Consider the following 20,039-nt stretch of genomic DNA (forward strand, 5'->3'; position numbering starts at 1 on the left):
ACTTCCGATACATAAGGGGCACCTCACTTCGTGGCACTTAGCAGAGGTCAATTTTCTGGCGTGTTGGGCTTTGTTGATGCCGGGAGGTGGGGGCATCCACGCCATCAACAAAGCCGCGCCAGGGCACAAAATATCTGATAGTCTCGAGACTGTCAGATTATTCATTGCAAGCGCTCAACGCTCGGTATTCTTCTTCCATCCTGCGACGATAACGCGCGAGCTTCGGAGCCATGTTGATTGCAATTGCACCGATCAACTCCTCACCACACCAGCATTCAGCCAATAATTTACGTTCCTCCAATGCACCAGCAACAATTTTAATCCGGTCAGCATCTGCGGGACGGCCGATTGACTGGAGCTTAAGCGCAAATTGATCTGACCAAAAAGAGGGCAACGGCACATAACTTCTGTCACGCACCCCGATCAAGGTGAGCGCCGCAGCAGCTCCTTGCTCGGACGCATTTGTCCAATGCTCTATACGAATCTCTGCATTGCCAAAGGCTGGATGCGGCCAGATTGCAATGTCGCCGGCCGCAGCAATCCGTCCCTCACCATTTCGGGCGCGGCATTGGGCGTCACAGACGACGCCGTTGCGCAATTCCAACCCGGAACCTTCAAGCCATCCGGTCGTTGCTTGTGACCCCACCGCCACAAGCACGAGATCAGCGGCAATGGTTTCGCCATCCTCAAAAGTAACGCCCGTGACTTGATCAGAGCCCTCAAACCTAGAGACCCGTGCACCAAAACGAAAGCTAACACCTTCCTCTTCATGGACATCGCGGAAGATTTGCGAAAGCTCCGTCGGCAGAACGCGCGACATCGGGCGTTCCATCTGGTCAATCACGGTGACGTCGAGACCCCGCATCTTTGCGCTTGCAGCCACTTCGCAGCCGATGAAGCCCGCTCCGACAATCGCGATCTTTTGGCCCGGTTGCAATGCGGCGTTCATGGCCTTGGCATCGTCAATGGTGCGCAGCGCGTGGATACCTGAGAGCCCGACATTGGGGATCGGCGGCACGAAAGGCGTCACGCCGGTGGCAATGAGCAACCGATCATATGGCAACACGTCACCATCGGCCAGTGTGATCTGACGCGCAGAGATATTGAGACCCGTTGCAGCTGCCCCAAGCCGCCATGTCAACGAAAGACTGTCCTCAATCGGAAAGACCAGATCCTCAAAGGACTGACTTCCGATGAGGATTTGTTTGGAGAGCGGCGGACGGTTATATGGCTGGTGGGCTTCATCTCCTACGAGGGTAATTTCACCCGAATAGCCATTGTCACGCAGCGCTTCTGCAGCGCGCAGCCCGGTGAGCGAGGCACCGACTATGACAAAACGTTCACACGTCTCCATGGCTTATTCTACCTTGATGGCAAGCTGAGGGCACGCTTTTGCGGCTTTCTCGACACGGGCGCGATGGTCTTCCGGCACATCCTCCGCATAACGCAGTTCGTCATCCTCATCGAACCAGAATTCTTTAGGGGCGACGAAAACGCATTGACCATGGTATTCACACAGGTTCATATCGACAGTTACTTTGGGCATTGCAAAACCTCCTCAGGCGTCTTCGGTTTGGGGGACGGCGTCAAAAGCGACGTGCAGGGTCTTGAACCCGCGCACACCAAACAGCGGGTTGCGCTCGGGCGTCGTGCCCTCCGCGATCCGTAGATTTTTCACCCGCGACAGCAGTACACGAATGGCGATCATTCCCTCACGGCGAGCGATCGTCTGACCGGCGCAGGCATGAATGCCGCGGCCAAACGCCATATGCAGCGTTTCTCGGTTGTCCCGATTGATGTCGAGCGCTTCGCCATTCTCGTAATGGGCTTCATCACGGTTGGCGGAGCCGAAATTAAGCATCAGCTTTGCCCCTGCGGGGATGGTGACCCCGCCCACTTCGACGGACTCAAGTGCGATCCTGTACATGGATTGCAGCGGTGCTTCATGACGCAGGTTCTCTTCGAGGAAATTCTGCAACAGGTCCGGTTCGTTACGCAGGCGCTCTTCGAGCCCCTTTGTTGTGGCAATGGCATAGACGAGGTTCGAGATGAAATTGATCGTGCTCTCATTACCGCCCACTAGCACCTGAGAACAGATGTTGATCACCTCGGCATCAGTCAGCGGGCGTTCGTCCTCGGGTGCGTTGAGCAGTTTGCCGATGAAACAGTCCGAGCCTTCGGTACGGGCTTTTTCCATCCGCTCAAGCACGAAATCCTCGAACACAAGCGTATCCAGTGCGGCCTTCATCACCGTCTCTTCCGCCACATGACCGGTAAGTGCGGAAAAGAAATTGTCCGACCAGCCTTTCATTTCGTAGACCTGTTTTTCGGTCACGTCGAAGATCATGCTTACCAGTGCCATCGGCAACGGTATTGAAAACTGAGAAACGCATTCGAATTGGCCTTCCTCGACAAAGCAGTCGATAAAACCGTTGACACGCTCCTTGATCGTTGGTCCGAACGCACGGAGCGTCTTTGCCGGCGCAAGTGCACGTTGAACGACCTTACGATGAAACGCATGGACAGGCGGGTCGGCGAGGATCAGTGTGCGCTGGCGCGGCAGGGCTTTTGACTTTTTCAAAACCTTGAGCGCGGCGGGGAAATCGCGATAGGCGTTGCCACTCGACAACGCCTCTTTCGAAGTGAATTTTTCCGGATTCGAGAGAACGTAGTCGACATCGTCGTAACGGCTGACGATCCAGAGATTCTGGTCCGGCAGATGATGTACCGGATCTTCAGCCCTCACTCTGGCATAAGCGTGGTAGGGGCATTCCAGTGCTTCCGGCGAGAGCAGCGAGATCTCATCAAGGCCGGGGGTGCCCGAGACGGGGCAGCTCCGCGCGGCGGGAGTTTGGACTTTGGCTTCGGTCATTGCGATCCGCCTTCCTGTTGTTTCAACATAGGGTTGTTTTGTGAGCCTCGGGAACATCGGCTGCGAGCGTTCTGCGCATTCAGTGTTCCGAACCTCTACCCTTTTGCACCTACCGACCAGTCGGTCGGTAATATACATTTAGTATTATAATACTTTTCACCCTGTCAATTTTCTTCTGAGGAGTTTCGTCATCCAGCGTAGTTTTTGCGTATTTTCGAGGCAGATTTTGGAGCAACAGGTGCCGAAAAGGCGCGAGTGTATAAAATTACTGTGCCAAATCCAAAACAGGATAAGTCAGGGAGCTTAGGGCTGATTTGCTCCGTCTGGCATTAGCACACCCATGCCCAACATCGCCCAAAACGCATCGCTAATTTCGCGAATGTCAAAATCCCCGGATGGCCGATACCAAAAATAGGCCCAACCCGTCATCCCGTCGAGCGCCAGCATCAAAAGATGACTGTCTACATCGGGTTTGATGGCCCCCTCGGATTTGGCTGTATCAATAAGTGCTCGGACGCGACGACGGTAATCTTCCGCCATGCGCGCCAAACCTTCGAAGGTGCGCGTGCCCAAAATAGCGCGCTCTTGCCAAGTAACTGTGAAAAGGTCCTGATGTTGTGTCACGGCTTCGAGACGAGAAATCACATAGTGATGCAGTGTCTGGCTCGGGGCGAACCCACTCCGCTCAACGACATCAAGATGGTTCAGCAAAATCTCCCCTGAGAGCTGAGCAATCACATGCAGGATCGTATCCTTGCTCGGCCAATGATGATAAAGACCTGGCTTTGAAAGTCCGACAGCACTCGCAATTTCGTTCATGGAAACGGCCGCAAATCCCCTCTCCCGAAATAAAGCGGCTGCGACATCAATGGTTTGACGTCGACCAGACGGGCCCTCGTCGAGATAATCACGCAACCCGTAATCAAGTGCGGTTTTAATCGGCGTCATTGACTTTGCCCCCCTCTCACGCGTGCAGGCCGTAGGCTTAACTCAAGGGTTCCGAGAAAAAATCGGTCGGTTTTGAACGAAACGACTCGCGCTCGTTTACGAAGTCCGAAACCCGATCGCAGAAAAGCTGGGTATGCTCTTTGCTCAGCGCCTCAAGCGTATCCGCCTCTCCTTGCTCTATCAGCGCGAGCATTTCTTTATGCTCGTCATATACACGATGGTAATAGCCATCGCGCAAACTGGGCTGACTGCGCGCCTTTTCAAACATCAGATAGGTCAACCGAAGCGTATAATTCAGTGCTGTTGTATAGGCTTCTGCCAAGAAGCTGTTGCCGGAAGCTTCGCCAATTCGCAAATGGAAACGGTGATTCATTTCCGTCATCACTTTATGGTCGTAGGCATCCGCCGCGGCAAGATAGGCCTCGTTTATCTCATGGAGTTCCTGCAAAATTTTAGGTGTGTGCCGCTGCGCCGCCAGACGTAAAACGGCCGCCTGATAGAGGTCCATCGCCTCAAAAATACGAGGCACCTCTTCAATGCTGATCAGTTCGACAAAATGCCCGCGATTGGCTGAAAATCGCACAAGCCGATCAGATTGCAAACGAATTAGAGCCTCACGAATAGGCGTGCGTGAAACGCCAAAGCGTTTTTCTAACAGGGTTTCATCAAGATATGTGCCAGGCTTGGCTTCAAGCGTCAGAATTTCGTCGCGTAAAGCGTCGTATACCATCTGTGTCGCTTGACCACGTGGCCGTCCGCGTTTTCCCCGCGTTTCAATCTCGGCGTGACCGAAATTTCCCTCGGCATTGGTGATCGTCGTTTTCGCCATATCCAATCTATCCTCACCGCGCCTGCTGCGCTTATTATTTCTCTGTCCCTACGACCACCCAAATATAATCAAGGCGCAGAACCTCTTAAAAACTCATCTTATATATTTAAAAATACGGCCCGACCGCAAGTTCATGCTGTCGGGCCGTATTTCCGCTATGCTAGCAAGCGGACGTGCCGATCTCAGGCCTCTTCATCCTCAAGCTTTTTCCGAATATCCGCGACCAACACAGGTTTGATAATTTTGCGCGTCGGCGTCATCGGCATTTCATCCAGGATTTCAAGACGCTCGGGCCAACGCATTTTCCCGATATGCTTGCTTTCAAGGAATGCACACAATTGCGGTAGATTGAGACTTTCTCCGGGCTTTAACACAGCATAAGCACAGATACGTTCCCCAAGAACCGGATCAGGCATTGGCACGAGCGCAGACTGAATAACCGACGGATGGGCATCCACGAGGCTTTCAATATCAGATGGATTAATCTTGATCGACCCGCGATTGATGATGTCCTTAGACCGACCGGTGATCATGATATTCCCCTCCTCGTCCAGCATAGCAAGATCGCCGGTGCGGAACCACCCATCGTCTGTAAAGGCGCTTTCATTGGCTCCGGGGTTGTCATGATATTCGCTGAGTACCGAATAACCAGAAAGCTGCATTTCACCCTCTTCACCGGCAGGAAGTTCCATGCCCTCTCGGCTCATGACCCGAATTTTGAGACCCTTGGCCAACTTGCCCACAGTCCCGTGGCGGATTGCCGGTGGGTCGTTTGGGTCAGTCTGGGTGGCAAGTGCCATCTCCGTCATACCGAACAAACTGCCCACCCGCCCGTTGGGCAAGTGCGCCTCAAAAGCCTCAGCGACTTTTGGAGGGCAAATCGAGCCGCCAACAATCACATCCCGTACCGTAACTGGCGGTTTATTTTCCATAGCGCCGCTTTTAAGAGTCGCTGCAAGGTGTGCAGGCGCGGAATAAACCACTGTGGGAGCCATTTCCGTGAGATAATGCGCGTAGATTTTAGGTGAAAACAACGGGATCGGCACAATAGCAGCGCCGGAATAAATCGCATTCCCCGCACAAGAGAGACCGAACACATGAGTGAGAGGAGGAGCAATCATGATCCGATCATCCTCTGTCATCGAGAGCATTTCGGAAAAGATGTGTGCGTTTTCGGTGATAATGTCCTGAGTGCGAAGCACCGCTTTCGGCGCAGCGGAGGTACCAGAGGTGAAACACAGCGCCAGTTCGCTCTTGACCGGAGGTACCGGAGGCAGCGGTTTGCCACGGTTCTCGTTGATCAGCATGTGAAAGCTCACCTCTCCCTCGGAGGCCTCTCCACCGACCACGATGATATGATCCATCGTGCCCGTTTCCGAGGCCAAAAGCGCCATAGTCTCTGGCCCATTGTATTTGCCAACCTGCGAGGTCAACACCGCTTTGGGTCGTGAAAAACTCACCAGCGGGCGAAGTTCTTCTTGGCGATAAGGCATATGGTATGTGGTCAGAACACATCCAGATATTTGACAGGCAAAATAAGCGGTCACAAATTCCGGCGACGAGGGAATCTGAATTGCGACACGATCTCCGGCCTTCAACCCAAGAGAAAGAAAGCCAGCGGCCAGCGCCTCGGCCTGATCCAATAGATCGGCATAGTTCAGACGCCCGTGATCATGGGTGTCTACGGCCAACGCCTCCGGGCGGGCAGTAGCCCAGTAACGCAACGCCTCGAGTATTGTCTCGAAGCGTTCCGGACGGACGGAAATCGGTGATTGGGTATCTGGAAGCATTCGTTTTCTCCCTTGAGCGCTTATGCTTGGTTATCCACGGAATTTTTTCCGCTTTTATTTTTCTTCACGAAGTCAAAGATATGCTGTGCGCAGAGCTCAGGCTCTTGCAGCTGCATGAAATGATTGGTGCCCGCCACCGACGCGATCGGGAAACCGAACTGCATCGCCATGATATCTGCGATATCGATCAAATAAGGCATGTCGTGGCTTACACGATCCCCTGTGATGATCTGAACAGGCGTTTTCACATTCGACAGGCCGTCCCAATACAAGTGCAGGTCATTGGCCTTGATGAAATTGAGCGCCTCCGCCTCGGGCATGAGCACAAGCTCCCACGGCTCTTCGGAATTGGTACCGCGTTCGAACACAGACCCCGCTGCGAGACGCTCAATCGAGGATTTGGGAATTCCCCCAAAACTCGGGGCCCGCTCAAAGGAGGCAGCGAGTTTTGCAGGGGAGGGAAAAGTCCGGCGCCGCTTAGCTGCACGCGCCGACAACGACGCTTGGATCTGGTCAAAGTCTTCCATCGCCTTCGATTGAACTGCTGGACGTATCGGAGGCTCAAAGAGAGTCAATGTTGACCAGGGGCTTGGCGTTAATGACTGAGCGATAAGCGTGCAGGCAGAAGCCATGGAATGAAACGCGCCGTGTGTTTCTTTCTCGCCGAAGGTTTCCGAAATGGCATTATAGATCAGCGGAACATCTGCAATATAACGCGGCCATGGGTCGTCGGGATGCGGGCTTTGCGGGCTCATACCATGATTGCGCATATCGAAGGCCACGATTTCGAATTCTGCCGCAAGCGCAGCACCGAATTCAGCAAAACCATCTACTGCCAGACCATTCCCGTGTGAAATCACGATACGCTTGTGCTTTGGACCGGACCAACGACGAAAGGCGATTTTTGCCCCGTCGTCCATCTCACAGAAATGCGTTTCACAGGTGGACAGGTCGATCGGCGGTGTCATCTCAGATCCTTGTTGTCGGCTGCCACACCTGCAGCAAATTTAATTAAATACTTTAAGTATAAAAAAATAAAGCTCCCAGTGAGGCTTCTTGTTTTCCCCACTTTATTTTCTTGACGTCTGCTTAAAATATGGGCGAGGTGGCGCTCTCTGAATCAAAAGCGCCCACTCGCGTATTCACAGCGACAGGCAACGCCGCGCTTTGCTGTTGGGGTCGGCCAGCTCCGCTGAGTCGCCAGACCATGCCAACGCGCCCTTTTGCAGAATATTGTGACGGTCTCCAAGTTTGCAGAGGGGCTTGAGACTCTTGTCTATCACAAGAATGGTCAGGTCCTCAGCCTTGAGAGCTTGCAGTGCCATCCAGATCTCACGCCGGACAACAGGGGCGAGACCTTCGGTCGCTTCGTCCAAAATAAGAAACTTTGGCTTAGTCATCAGCGCCCGACCAATGGCAAGCATCTGTTGCTCCCCACCAGACAAAAGATTGGCAAAAGATGTTTTGCGCTCCGCCAATCGTGGAAACAATGCGTAGATCTTGTCCATCTCAAGTTTGCGCTCTTTCGCAGTCTTCGCCCGCGCCGTCGCAACAAGGTTTTCAACTACGGTCAAAGTTGGAAAAACCTGACGTCCTTCCGGCACCAATGCGACCCCCATATTAGCGATCTTATGCGGTGCAAACCCGTTTATCCGAGTGCCATTCAGAACAATATCGCCTGTGATTTTGTCCGTGATTCCAAACAGCGTGCGGATAGTCGTGGTCTTACCCATCCCATTTTTCCCCAATAGCGTTGTCACCGTACCGCTTTCGACCTCCAACTCGAGATCAAAGAGGACCTGACTATCTTCATAGCTGGAGGAAACGCGATCGAAAGTCAGCATCAGAAATCATCCTCATCCGAAAGATAAGCGGCTTGTACTTCCGCTGAATTGCGGACTGCCTCAGGTGTACCTGTCATTAGCACATTGCCGTTCACCATTACGGTGATTTCGTCGGCGAGGCTAAAAACCGCATCCATATCGTGCTCGATTAAAAGGATCGGGATCTTACCGCGCAAACGGTGTTGGATCATCTCGACAAACGAAAGCGCGTCGGCCGTGGAAAGCCCTGCCAAGGGTTCATCGAGCAGCAGGATCGATGGTTCCGAAATAATCGCCATAGCAAGCTCTAGTCGCCGTCGATCGCCATGCGACAGTGAGGCGGGTACAGCATTAGCTTTGGCCGCAAGGCTGAAATCCTCAAGCACTGAATTAATCTCGGCCTCATAACGATTAGTTGCACTAAACCTCAACAGATCTACGAATGAAAGCCGCGCCCGATCACGGGCTTCAAGGCTCAAAAGGATATTCTGGCGCAATGGAATATGCTGGAACAGCGCGGTGAGCTGATATGTGCGCAATAGACCACATCGTGCACGCTGATAGGGTTTGAGATGGCTGATATCCTCCCCCCCAATCGCAACGGTCCCTGTGTTCGGAGTCAACTCACCCGACAACACCGAGACAAGCGTCGTCTTACCTGCCCCATTCGGACCGATAAGCGCGTGGATTTCTCCCGGCTGTAGCGACAAGTTCACATTGTTCAGTGCCAGAATACCGCCGAAACGTACTGTGATATCCGTCAGTTGCAACGCAGGCTGTATGGCTTGGGAAACTGTGGATAATGTCATCAGTGCGCCTCCTCAAAATCAGGTGTTTTCGAACGGTTAAGATGGAATACCCGCTCCACCCACCCACCTACACCGCGGTGCAGAAACAGCACCACGAGGATCAGGACCGGACCAAAGATGAAGGGCCAGTGATTGGTGAACGACGCCAAAGCATGTTCGAGCAGGACAAAAGCGAAAGCGCCGTACACGGCTCCCATTCGTAGCCCCACACCGCCTAAAATCACGATGGCCAGGAGCTCACCCGAGCGCTGCCAGCTCGCATAACCGGGCGTCGCGAATTCGGATTGGTTAGCCAGCATCAGCCCCGCTAGTCCACAGATCATCCCAGAAAGAACAAAAGCCAGAAGGCGCGTTCCAAAGACATGAAAACCAAGGGCCCCTGCCCTCTGCGAATTTTCTCGAGTCGCCAAAAGGCGCAGACCAAAATCAGAGTTAATGATCGCCGTCGTAATCCAGATCAGCACCAGAGCAAAGCTCGCAATGAAACCGTAGAAGTGCCACGAAGACCAAGGATCGTAAAAGCCGAAGAAGGTGCTGCGTTCATTGATGACCAGACCGTCATCCCCGCCAAATTTCGACGAGGACACAGCCGTGTAGTAAAAAATTTGCGCCAGAGCGAGAGTAATCATAATGAAATGCACCCCCGTGGTTCGGAGCACAATCAGACCGATCACCAACGCCACCACGGCACATACGGCCAGTACGAACGGCACATGAACCCACAGGGAAGTGATGTCGGCGTTGGACAATATACCTGTCGCATAGGCCCCAAGTCCGATGAAGACCGCATGACCAAAGCTGACCATGCCGCCAAAGCCGAGGATGAGATTGAGGCTTGCCGCCGCCACCGCAAAAATCAACGCGCGTTCAAAAACATGAAGCACATAGGCATCGCCGGTTATCAGCGCGTAGATCGGACCTATAGCCACGGCAATGAGCGGCACGAAAAGAGTTTGAAGATCGAAACGTCCCATGTGGTCAACTCCGTTTCTGCATAGGTACAAGGCCTTCGGGGCGGAAAAAGAGCACCACAGCCATAAGAATGTAGATCATCATTGAAGACAGCGCAGGACCCGCTTCGCTGGCCACGCTAGGGGACATGACAAAACCCAAAATATCGCGCAGAAAAGCCCGCCCAATCGTATCGATCAACCCAACAATTAACGCAGCGACAAGCGCGCCATTGATCGAGCCAAGGCCACCGATTACGACGACGACAAAAGACTGGATCAGGATGGCCTCACCCATACCGGGTTGCACGGAAAGCAACGGTCCGGCCATGGCTCCGGCGAAAGCCGCCAGCAGGGCTCCCAGCCCAAAGACAAGCGTGTAAAGCAGTTTGATGTTCACTCCCAAGATCGACACCATTGTGCGGTTGGAAGCTCCCGCCCGCACCAACATTCCGATGCGGGTGCGGTTGATCAGGAAGAACAGTCCTCCAGCTAGAACGATGCCCGAGAAGATCACCAAAAGCCGGTAAGATGGGTACTCAATGCCAAAGGGTAGATTTACTTGGGAAGAAAGTTCTGCGGGTAGACCAGAAAAAATCGGCACGGATCCCCAGATCAGGCTCACCGCCTCATTGGCAAAGAGAATCATCCCGAAGGTGACAAGTACATGGTCGAGGTGGCTTCGGTTGTAGAGATGCCGGACCAAAAGGACTTCAAACAGCACTCCGATGACGAAAACTACAAGACAGGCACATAGGATCGAGGCGAAGAAATTCCCAAGCACCCCCATAAAGGTGACCGAAAGATATGCCCCAAGCATGAACAGGGAGCCATGACTCAAGTTAATGAAGTCCATCACTCCAAAGATCAGCGTCAATCCTGCCGCGATCAAGAACAGCAACACACCTAACTGCAGGCCATTCAAGACCTGCTCGGCAATTAGAGCAGTCATTTTTAGTCCTCTTACTGTTGGACGGCCGTTTTGTCGGCTCATTTATTATCTTAAGGAGATGCCCGGCCCTCTTTCGGAACCGTGACGGGTATGCCTCAGCTACGACGCCGAAGTTGGCAGCTTTAAGTATTGTCCTGTCGAGGTCGCGATCAGCTTGCCGCTCTGCCAAAGCTCAGCGGCCGTAAAGGCAATGCTGCGTCCCGGCTTCACCACTGTACACACGACATCGATTGGGGTTTCCAAACAGCCGGCGCGCAGAAATTTCATTTCTTGCGCCAGGGTGACGCAGTCTGCGAAACAGCTCAGTTTTGCCGCTTCATACATACCGACATCCGAAATCGTCGAGAGCATCCCACCGTGCATAATACCCAAGGGATTAGCGGCAATACGATTGGCCACAATCCGGAGCACCACCCCGGCTTCCGTTTCCGCTCTCTCTGCCACACCGATAGCATTCATCAGAGCGTCGTCCTGGCGAAAGGGATGGAAATCGGGGCTCAACGACATGGGTCATCCCGCCGAACCAAGGGTAACTACGATTTTGCCTACGACCTTCTGATCGTGGATATCTTGCAGACCTTGCATCAACTCTGTGAAAGGAATGGTCTTTGTAACATTGGCCACGGCTTTGCCCTCTGCCATAAGTTTAAGCCACCAGTCTGTCCCGCCGCGCATTTGCTCAAGCGCATTATCAAAATGAATGTCGAGGGGCGCCCCCATGACCGATAGGTTATTGTACAGAAGGTAATTCGTCTTGGCGGAAGGAATGTCGCCCGAGGCAAAACCCACAACCACCAAGCGCCCCGCGAATCCAAGAGCACGCAGACCCGCGGTAAACATGGTTCCGCCAACAGTATCGACCACCACATCGGCACCACGATCGTCGCCCCATGCGGTGCGGACCTCTTTTTTGAAGAAGCTTTTGAGACCTTCCTCACTGCGATCCGCAATAATAAGAGCTTTGTTTGCTCCGCTGGCCAGCGCATGCTGCGCCTTCGCCTTTGACGACACAATCGCAACCACATCGGCGCCAAGGTTGCGCGCGACTTGCACCGCAGCTGCGCCAACGCCACCCGCAGCCCCTGTGACAATCACACGGTCGCCAGCTTTGACGCCCGCTCGGATCGAGACAGCCACAAATGCAGTATTGAATACCGTAATGCCCCCCGCAGCCTCAATGGCCGACACACTGTCAGGGCGATGGAAAACACGCGTGACGGGCGCGGATACAACCTCTGCAAACGCACCACTAAAGGTCTGCGCCACTACCTTGTCTCCAACTGTGAAGTCCGTCACCTCTGGGCCAACGGCAACCACGATCCCAGCGCAGTCACGTCCTGGAACGAAGGGAGGCTCAGGCCGCTTTTGATACATCCCCTGAACCATCAAAAGATCAGGATAGTTGAGACCGATTGCCTCGTTCCGGATGATCACCTGATCGGCATGGGCGGTCGGAGCGTCCACTTCTTGAAGCTGATGTGTGCCGGGTTTTCCATAGGCGTTGAGCTGATAAGCCCGCATCTGTCTCTCCTGTTATATACATACAGTATTTAATTTGACGGTACACGTTTACAGCAGCCGGTCAAGCGGTTTGGAACGATTTTACAATCGACAAAGAAAAAGCTTCAAAATTAAATACACAGAGTATAATAAATAGTCACACGTCAGCGAAATAGCATCATGCTGGCTAAAAACAGGGACGCCAGAGACCATCTGGCATGGCACAAACCGGCCTATAGAGATTCAAGCCGGTGCAAACAGGAGAAAGATCGTGTGGCAATTCTGGGTTGATCGAGGCGGCACTTTTACCGACATCGTAGCGCGCAAGCCCGATGGGGATCTTCTGACGCATAAACTGCTATCGGAAAATCCAGAGCAATATGAAGACGCAGCCGTACAAGGCATCCGCGATCTGTTGGGGGTCAAACCCCATCAACCGATCCCCCCGGGGCAAATCAATGCCGTAAAAATGGGCACCACCGTAGCCACCAATGCGCTTCTTGAACGCACTGGTGATCGCACTCTCCTTCTCATTACAAAGGGATTCGGTGATCTGCTACGCATCGGCTATCAGAATCGCCCTCGAATTTTCGATCTTCATATCAAGCTGCCCGAAATGCTTTATGAAACCGCGTCGGAAGTGTCAGAGCGCCTCGATCAGGACGGTACCGTGATCACCCCCATTGATCTCGACGCCACCAAAGCCGCGCTACAAGCCGCCTATGACGACGGCATCCGTTCGGTCGCCATCGCTTTTATGCACGGCTACAAAAACCCCGCACATGAAAAACAAGCTGCTGATATTGCCAAGGAAGTCGGATTCGAACAGATTTCCACAAGCCATGAAACCAGCCCCTTGATGAAGCTGGTCAGTCGCGGCGACACAACCGTCGTTGATGCCTATCTCTCGCCGATTCTCCGTCGGTATGTCGAACAGGTGCGTTCCGCCCTAGATGCGGGTGAGAATGACGACAAGAAACAGCTCCTGTTCATGCAATCCAGCGGCGGTCTTACCGATGCCTCGATGTTCCAGGGTAAGGATGCGATCCTGTCCGGTCCTGCTGGCGGCGTTGTCGGCATGGTGAAAACCGCGCTGCAAGCTGGCCATGAAAAGCTTATCGGATTTGACATGGGGGGTACGTCCACCGACGTCTGTCATTATGCCGGCACCTATGAACGCTCATTCGAAACCGAGGTTGCCGGGGTGCGGATGCGCGCGCCAATGATGAGCATTCACACCGTCGCAGCCGGTGGCGGGTCAATTCTGAACTTCAGGGATGGTCGCTTTCAGGTTGGCCCGGAAAGCGCCGGTGCCAACCCTGGCCCTGCTTGCTACCGCCGTGGTGGACCGCTGACTGTGACCGATTGTAACGTCCTCCTGGGTAAACTTCAGCCAGATCACTTCCCCCGCGTTTTCGGCCCCAACGCCGACGAGCCTCTGGCCGTCGATGTCGTCCGCGAGAAATTCGAGGCACTCGCCGTTCAGATTGCCCAAGAAACAGGCGAAACAAAAATGCGCGCCGAAGATGTTGCCGAAGGATTTTTGCGAATCGCAGTCGAAAATATGGCCAGCGCGATTAAAAAAATCTCAGTGCAACGTGGGTATGATGTGACCGGTTATACGCTCTCCAGTTTCGGCGGCGCTGGCGGGCAACACGCCTGCCTCGTTGCGGATACGCTGGGTATGAAACGCGTCTTCCTGCACCCGTTCGCAGGCGTTCTGTCCGCGTATGGCATGGGGCTCGCGGAAATTCGTGCTCTCAAACAAGCACAGTTCAGTCAGGCTTTGGAAGAGGCCTCTCTGGACATCGCACAAAACCAGGTTGCAAACCTGATGGATCAGGCGGTCACTGAAGTCATCGATCAAGGTGTCGACGCAGACAAAATTTCAGTTCTGCAAGTAGCACATTTGCGCTACGCGGGATCGCACTTGTCCCTTGAAGTACCTTTTGGCACCGTAGCAGAAATGCGAACCGCTTTCGAAGACATCCACCGCTCCAAATACGGTTTTGCTGAACCAGAGCGTGACATGGTGATCGAGGCGCTTTCGGTCGAGGCCATTGGCATGACCGAGGAGATCCACGAGGCCAAAGGCGAAAATGAGGGCGCCTTTGCCGCCCCCGCCACTGAGGTCAAAATCAGCTTCGGCGGCGCCCCGCGTAAAGCACCACTCTACAAACGCGAGGAGTTGCTCTGTGGTCAGGCCGTGGCTGGTCCCGCGATTATCACCGAACCCACAGGAACCAACATCATCGAAGATGGCTGGAGTGCTACGGTGGATGCCTGGGGGAATCTCATTCTCGATCGCACTACACCGCGTCGCAATACTACGACTATCAGCACCGAAGCCGATCCCGTGATGCTTGAGGTTTTCTCGAACCTATTCATGTCGATCGCCGAACAGATGGGCGCAACGCTTGCCAACACAGCCTTCTCGGTGAACATCAAAGAACGCCTAGATTTCTCCTGTGCCCTATTCAACCCAGAGGGCGAATTGGTCGCCAATGCCCCCCACGTTCCAGTGCATTTGGGCTCGATGGGTGAATCTGTGCGCACCATCATTCGCGAAAATGCCGGCAAGATCAAACCTGGTGATGTCTTCATGCTCAACGCGCCGTTCAACGGGGGAACACACCTCCCCGATGTGACGGTCATCACACCGGTCTTCGACGAAGCCGGGAAGAACATTTTGTTCTACGTCGGCTCGCGCGGACACCACGCCGATATAGGCGGGCGCACACCAGGCTCCGCCCCTCCCGACTCAACACATATCGATGAAGAAGGAGTCTTGATCGACAATTTCAAAATAGTCGATCAGGGGACGTTCCTCGAGGCTGCTATCCGTGATTTGCTAGGATCTGGCAAATACCCCTGCCGAAACATCAACAACAACATAGCCGACCTCGCCGCCCAGATTGCTGCCAATGAAACGGGCGCTACGGAAGTGCGCAAGATGGTCAAACAATTCGGAATCGAGGTAGTACAAGCCTATATGCGCCACGTTCAGGACAACGCTGAAGAAAGCGTGCGTCGCGTTTTAGGCGCACTCAAAGACGGTCATAACATCTACAAACTCGACAGCGGCCTTCAGATCGAAGTGGACATCAAAGTCGACCGTGACGCCCGTGAAGCGATGATCGATTTCACCGGCACCTCGGCGCAGGACCAGGGCAACTACAACGCTCCTATTTCAATCTGTCATGCCGTCGTTCTCTATGTCTTCCGGACACTTGTGGGTTCTGACATCCCGATGAACGCGGGTTGCCTCAAACCTATCCGAATTCATGTTCCCGAAGGCACGATGATCAACCCGAAATATCCGGCAGCTGTGATTGCTGGGAACACCGAAGTGAGCCAGTCAATCGCCGATGCTCTTTATGGTGCTTTGGGGGTGATCGCAGGATCGCAAGGCACGATGAACAACCACATCTGGGGCAATGAAAAGTTCCAAAACTACGAAACGATCTGTGGCGGCACCGGTGCCGGGCCAACATTCGATGGCACAGACGCGGTGCATTCCCACATGACCAACACATTGATGACCGATCCTGAAGTGCTGGAATGGCGGTTCCCTGTGCGGATCGATGAATTCTCGATCCGTCACGGCTCAGGAGGCACAGGCGCATTTGAGGGCGGGAATGGGATTGTTCGTAAACTGCGCTTCCTTGAGAACATGACCACCACGGTGCTCACCTCGCATCGTCAAGTCCCCCCCCAAGGCGCGAATGGCGGCGGCGATGGCGCCTGTGGCCGCAATGCTCTCGTGCGAGCGGATGGAGCCGTGATCGAGTTGCGCGGCAACGATGCCATCGACGTACACCCCAACGATGTTTTTGTCATGGAAACGCCAGGCGGGGGTGGCTACGGAGCAGCCTGACGCAGACAGAAATCTCGTGGTTCTGAATGGTTTCGACCCTGGCACTACGTGACGCACTTCACGTCCCCTGTGAAGACCTAAAAGTCGCAGCACACTTATGTGTTGCGGCTTTTTCAGCCCCTTTCCTACGATTTTGAAGAACGAAAACCCGCAAGCCTGCTGCCTCGGTTAAAACTGCCGCTTTTTCGCGCATTCCTTAGGAAACGGCGAAAAAATACAAGTTTATGTTGACCTTCTCTCAGCAAAGCAAATTAATATACAAAGATAATAAAATTATTCAACACGGGAGCACACAAATGAAACTCATGACAAAACTGTCTATGACCACTCTTGTCGCAAGCTGCGGATTGGCCTCTGCCGCAGTGGCTGATGTCAAAGTCGGCCTGATCTTTTCGCTATCCGGTCCCGGCGCAGTGCTAGGTGAAGAAATGCGCAATGGCGTTGAACTTGCCTACGAACAACTTGGCGGCAAACTCGGCGGCGTCGATGCAGAGCTAATCTATGAAGATGACCAACGCAAACCTGACATCGGCAAGCAAGCAGCGGAAAAGCTAGTGCGTTCCGAGAAAGTCGATTTCGTAATCGGGCCGAGCTTTTCGAACGTGATGATGGCCGTGCATCGCCCGGTCGTCCGGGCCAAGACGATCCTAATCAGCCCGAACCCTGCCCCAGCCCCGCTCGCGGGTGAAGACTGCAATCCCTACTACTTCGCTGTGCCCTACCAGAACGACCAGCCTGCGGAAGCAGCGGGCACCTATATGAATGATCATGGCATCAAAAAAGTCTATCTCCTCGCCCCGAACTATCAGGCCGGCCGCGACGTGATGGAAGGTTTCAAGCGCACCTACAAAGGCGAGGTTTTGGGTGAAGTATACACCTCGCTGGAGCAAACCGATTTCTCTGCTGAATTGACAGCAATGAAAGCCGCATCGCCCGAAGCGGTTTTTGCGTTCTATCCGGGTGGTCTCGGCATCCAGTTCGTCAAACAATATGATCAGTCAGGTGCAAAACTAAGCACCCCGCTTTACACGGTTTACACCCTATTCAACGGCGCCGCGAACGAGGCTGTGGGCGATGCCGGCTTGGGCGTCTACGCATCCACCCCGTGGACCTACAATTTAGACAACCCGGCCAATACACAATTTGTGGCCGCCTATCAGGAAAAATACGGCACCCTGCCCTCGGCATTTGCGGCCATGGCCTACGACTCGTTGCGCTTAATTGACGGATCCATTGCCGCAGCGGGTAGCGCAGACGATCTCAAAGCGGTTCGCAACGCAATGACAAGTGCTCCGTTTCAATCCGTGCGCGGCGATTTCGAGTTCAACACCAACAACCACCCGATCGAATCCATGTACCTGGGCCAGGTCGAAAAAGATGAAAACGGGCAGTACGTCCTGTCGAACCAAGCCACAATCGTTGAACATATGCCTGATGCCTATGCCGGTGAATGTAAAATGTGAAGATGTTTACAAGGAAAGATTGAGAGACGACCTCCAAATCGGAGGTACTATAACTTGATGTCCGAAAATTTGTTCTTGGTTTGCACTTTAATGCGTTTGACTGGTGGCATGCCACCAGTCAAACGCATCACCATCGTACTATCCTATGATAGTTTAGCAACATTCATGGAGAAAACGAATATACCAACGAAACGATCGAGGTGATTGGGAAACATCTAAGCGCAAATGGGCGGCCGATCCGAGCTGGGTCCTCTCAGTCATGATAATTGCCGCGTGCTCTGGTAGTTTTGCAGTTCAAACGCTTGAGGCTTTCAATAGCATTCGTCTTATAAATGATTTTGCGTACAGCTGGCGAAAAGGCGAAGAACAAAGTGACCTTCTGTTACACCGCACCGGAAATTCAGGGCTGTTCGTTACAGATGGCATTGGCGGGAGACCTCGGCCTTATCGGAGAAAATCGCTGCAAATACGTTACGAGAGACTGCTCTCGGCGCAGTTTTGGTGTGCGAAACAGACGTCGTTTCCGGCATAAACGGGATCGGATTGCATATTCTCAGTCCATTGCCGCATGAATCCCAATAGGGATGCCGCCCATTCTTAATAAGATTGGGCGACTATGATCATTCTAGAGCTTCGATAGAAAAGGCAGGAAGTGCGTAGACTTCCATATATCGCAGCGCTTTCTGCCTTTTCGCCTCGGACCTGCCGTTCATGGGGACAACTGTCGCTGCGGTGCGGCTTCCCCGAAGCCGTCCTTCACACGCGATGCAGCATTGGCACGACCGTCAAAGTCCGCTTTGCGGGACAAAGCTGCCATTTAAAGGGTTTTCCGTTCGGTCGGTGTATTGGCGCTGCACATGCAGTGGAAAGCGACGAGAGTTGCGAACTGGCTGTTTCTGCGTCGCGGCCCGCAGTCTGGCTGTATCGCTTAGCGACCAAGTTCATCAGCCAGAAACCGAACAAAGAGCAGCGTCAGGTTTTCCCGCCGCGAAGAGTCCGGCCAAACAGCATGCAGGTCGATATCGGGCGGTCGCCACTTGGGCAGAAGCCGGACAAGCGCGCCAGATGCAACACCCTGCGCGGCCAGATTTTCCGTTAGGACCGTCACGCCCACGTCCTGCAATGCGAAGTGATAGAGAGCGTTGACGCTATCAACCTCGATCTGCGATTGCCCGCTAATCTTTTCGGTTTTGCCCGTCTCTGAAATCAGATTAACCGTGTCGGAGCGTTGCTGGTATTGGATCCAGTCCCAGTCTTCCAGATCGGTGGGTCGCGCAGGCACGGGGCGACTTGCGGCATATCCCGCACCGGCGACCAGCGCCCGAGAGACAGCGCCCAGTTTGCGCGACATCATAGCTGAGTCCGCGAGCGTGCCCGCCGTAACCGCAAGATCAAACCCGTTCTCGATGATGTCGACCCTACGATCGCTATAATGCAAAGACAGGGCCACATTGGGGTACCGCTTGATAAATGCGGCCATAGCAGTCGACAGATCGGACATCGCCAGAAACGCAGGGACGGACACGCGCAGGGCACCGACCGGGTCTTGCGTGTTGGCGTTGATTTCGTTGAACCCCGCTTCGGCGCTGCGCAACATTTCGGTGACGCGCCGGTATAGCGTTCTGCCTTCTGTGGTCAGCGCAAGCTTTCGGGTCGTGCGATACAGCAGCGTCGTGCCGAGGTGATTTTCTAAATCGGTGATCATCTGGCTGACGCGCGACGGAGCCACGCCAATATCTTGCGCCGCCGCGCGGAAGGATCCCTTATCAACCACCCGCGCGAAGACGGCCATGTGTTTTAAATGATCAATCATTGGTCTGTTTTCCGGAACTATCAAATCACTATTCATACAATATTCGAAACAGTACCGAGGCGATAGATGTGACTTCAACACTGAAGGAGCACATCGATGAACACTCAAACGACATTCAAGACAGAGCATGCAAAGCGCTACCTCAGCACCTTGTGCAAACACTTCGGCCACAAGGTTCCGGTACAACTGGACGGCAAGCACGGCCGGATCGAACTGCCGTTTGGCCAATGCGAACTGGCCGCAGGTGACGAAGCGCTGGACTTGACGGTTTCCGCCGAAACCAAAGCTGACCTCGACAAGACAGCGCAGGTTATCGCCAGCCACCTCGAACGTTTCGCCTTTCGCGAGAACCCGCAGATCGAGTGGCACTGAGCCCCCGATCTGCCCCTTTCAATTCGATCCAATCACTCCTG

General features: G+C 53.8%; 17 protein-coding genes. 3 read left to right on the forward strand and 14 right to left on the reverse strand.

Annotation, left to right across the window (positions count from 1 at the left end; genetic code table 11):
• Nucleotides 1-157 precede the first annotated feature (157 nt).
• The 13 genes from KO492_RS16940 to KO492_RS17000 all read right to left on the reverse strand — a co-directional run bounded on the left by KO492_RS16940 (nt 158) and on the right by KO492_RS17000 (nt 12,494).
• Complete coding sequence (locus tag KO492_RS16940) at nt 158-1,354, reverse strand: NAD(P)/FAD-dependent oxidoreductase (protein WP_216046055.1); 1,197 nt, start codon at nt 1,352-1,354, stop codon at nt 158-160.
• 3 nt (nt 1,355-1,357) lie between these two features.
• Nucleotides 1,358-1,546, reverse strand: coding sequence for a ferredoxin (locus tag KO492_RS16945; protein WP_216046056.1), 189 nt, complete (start codon nt 1,544-1,546; stop codon nt 1,358-1,360).
• 12 nt (nt 1,547-1,558) lie between these two features.
• Nucleotides 1,559-3,010: a cytochrome P450 gene (locus KO492_RS16950; RefSeq protein WP_216046057.1), complete on the reverse strand. Its 1,452-nt coding sequence runs from the start codon at nt 3,008-3,010 to the stop codon at nt 1,559-1,561.
• A gap of 165 nt (nt 3,011-3,175) precedes the next feature.
• On the reverse strand, nt 3,176-3,820 hold the full coding sequence (locus KO492_RS16955; RefSeq protein ID WP_216046058.1) for a TetR/AcrR family transcriptional regulator: 645 nt from the start codon (nt 3,818-3,820) through the stop codon (nt 3,176-3,178).
• Nucleotides 3,821-3,857: 37 nt separating this feature from the next.
• A complete protein-coding gene (locus tag KO492_RS16960) occupies nt 3,858-4,649 on the reverse strand; it encodes a GntR family transcriptional regulator (protein WP_216046059.1) in 792 nt (263 codons plus the stop codon).
• A gap of 182 nt (nt 4,650-4,831) precedes the next feature.
• The gene (locus KO492_RS16965; protein ID WP_216046060.1) at nt 4,832-6,439 is read right to left on the reverse strand and encodes a class I adenylate-forming enzyme family protein; all 1,608 of its coding nucleotides are present in this window, start codon (nt 6,437-6,439) and stop codon (nt 4,832-4,834) included.
• Between the two features lie 20 nt (nt 6,440-6,459).
• The gene (locus KO492_RS16970; protein ID WP_216046061.1) at nt 6,460-7,407 is read right to left on the reverse strand and encodes an alpha/beta fold hydrolase; all 948 of its coding nucleotides are present in this window, start codon (nt 7,405-7,407) and stop codon (nt 6,460-6,462) included.
• A gap of 174 nt (nt 7,408-7,581) precedes the next feature.
• Nucleotides 7,582-8,283, reverse strand: coding sequence for an ABC transporter ATP-binding protein (locus tag KO492_RS16975; protein WP_216046062.1), 702 nt, complete (start codon nt 8,281-8,283; stop codon nt 7,582-7,584).
• Nucleotides 8,283-9,071 (reverse strand): ABC transporter ATP-binding protein, encoded by a 789-nt coding sequence (locus KO492_RS16980; RefSeq protein WP_216046063.1) that lies wholly within the window; start codon nt 9,069-9,071, stop codon nt 8,283-8,285. Before KO492_RS16980 ends, KO492_RS16975 begins: the two co-directional genes overlap by 1 nt.
• On the reverse strand, nt 9,071-10,045 hold the full coding sequence (locus KO492_RS16985) for a branched-chain amino acid ABC transporter permease (RefSeq protein WP_216046064.1): 975 nt from the start codon (nt 10,043-10,045) through the stop codon (nt 9,071-9,073). The genes KO492_RS16980 and KO492_RS16985 overlap by 1 nt, the downstream gene beginning before the upstream one ends.
• 4 nt (nt 10,046-10,049) lie before the next feature.
• Nucleotides 10,050-10,973: a branched-chain amino acid ABC transporter permease gene (locus KO492_RS16990; protein ID WP_216046065.1), complete on the reverse strand. Its 924-nt coding sequence runs from the start codon at nt 10,971-10,973 to the stop codon at nt 10,050-10,052.
• 99 nt (nt 10,974-11,072) lie between these two features.
• The gene (locus tag KO492_RS16995) at nt 11,073-11,480 is read right to left on the reverse strand and encodes a PaaI family thioesterase (RefSeq protein ID WP_216046066.1); all 408 of its coding nucleotides are present in this window, start codon (nt 11,478-11,480) and stop codon (nt 11,073-11,075) included.
• A 3-nt stretch (nt 11,481-11,483) separates the two neighbouring features.
• Nucleotides 11,484-12,494, reverse strand: a complete 1,011-nt coding sequence (locus tag KO492_RS17000; protein ID WP_216046067.1) for a zinc-binding dehydrogenase — start codon at nt 12,492-12,494, stop codon at nt 11,484-11,486.
• Nucleotides 12,495-12,744: 250 nt separating this feature from the next.
• Between KO492_RS17000 and KO492_RS17005 the strand changes: the two genes are divergently transcribed.
• Nucleotides 12,745-16,350 (forward strand): hydantoinase B/oxoprolinase family protein, encoded by a 3,606-nt coding sequence (locus KO492_RS17005; protein ID WP_216046068.1) that lies wholly within the window; start codon nt 12,745-12,747, stop codon nt 16,348-16,350.
• A 296-nt stretch (nt 16,351-16,646) separates the two neighbouring features.
• Entirely contained in the window at nt 16,647-17,813 is a 1,167-nt protein-coding gene (locus tag KO492_RS17010) for an ABC transporter substrate-binding protein (protein WP_216046069.1), read from the forward strand.
• 928 nt (nt 17,814-18,741) lie between these two features.
• Here the strand turns inward: KO492_RS17010 and KO492_RS17015 are convergent.
• Nucleotides 18,742-19,626: a LysR family transcriptional regulator gene (locus KO492_RS17015; protein ID WP_216046070.1), complete on the reverse strand. Its 885-nt coding sequence runs from the start codon at nt 19,624-19,626 to the stop codon at nt 18,742-18,744.
• A gap of 96 nt (nt 19,627-19,722) precedes the next feature.
• On the opposite strand from KO492_RS17015, the gene KO492_RS17020 reads away from it, so the two are divergent.
• Nucleotides 19,723-19,998, forward strand: coding sequence for a DUF2218 domain-containing protein (locus tag KO492_RS17020; RefSeq protein ID WP_216046071.1), 276 nt, complete (start codon nt 19,723-19,725; stop codon nt 19,996-19,998).
• Nucleotides 19,999-20,039 lie beyond the last annotated feature (41 nt).

The sequence above is a fragment of the Celeribacter halophilus genome (assembly GCF_018860305.1).
Lineage (GTDB): Bacteria > Pseudomonadota > Alphaproteobacteria > Rhodobacterales > Rhodobacteraceae > Celeribacter > Celeribacter halophilus_A.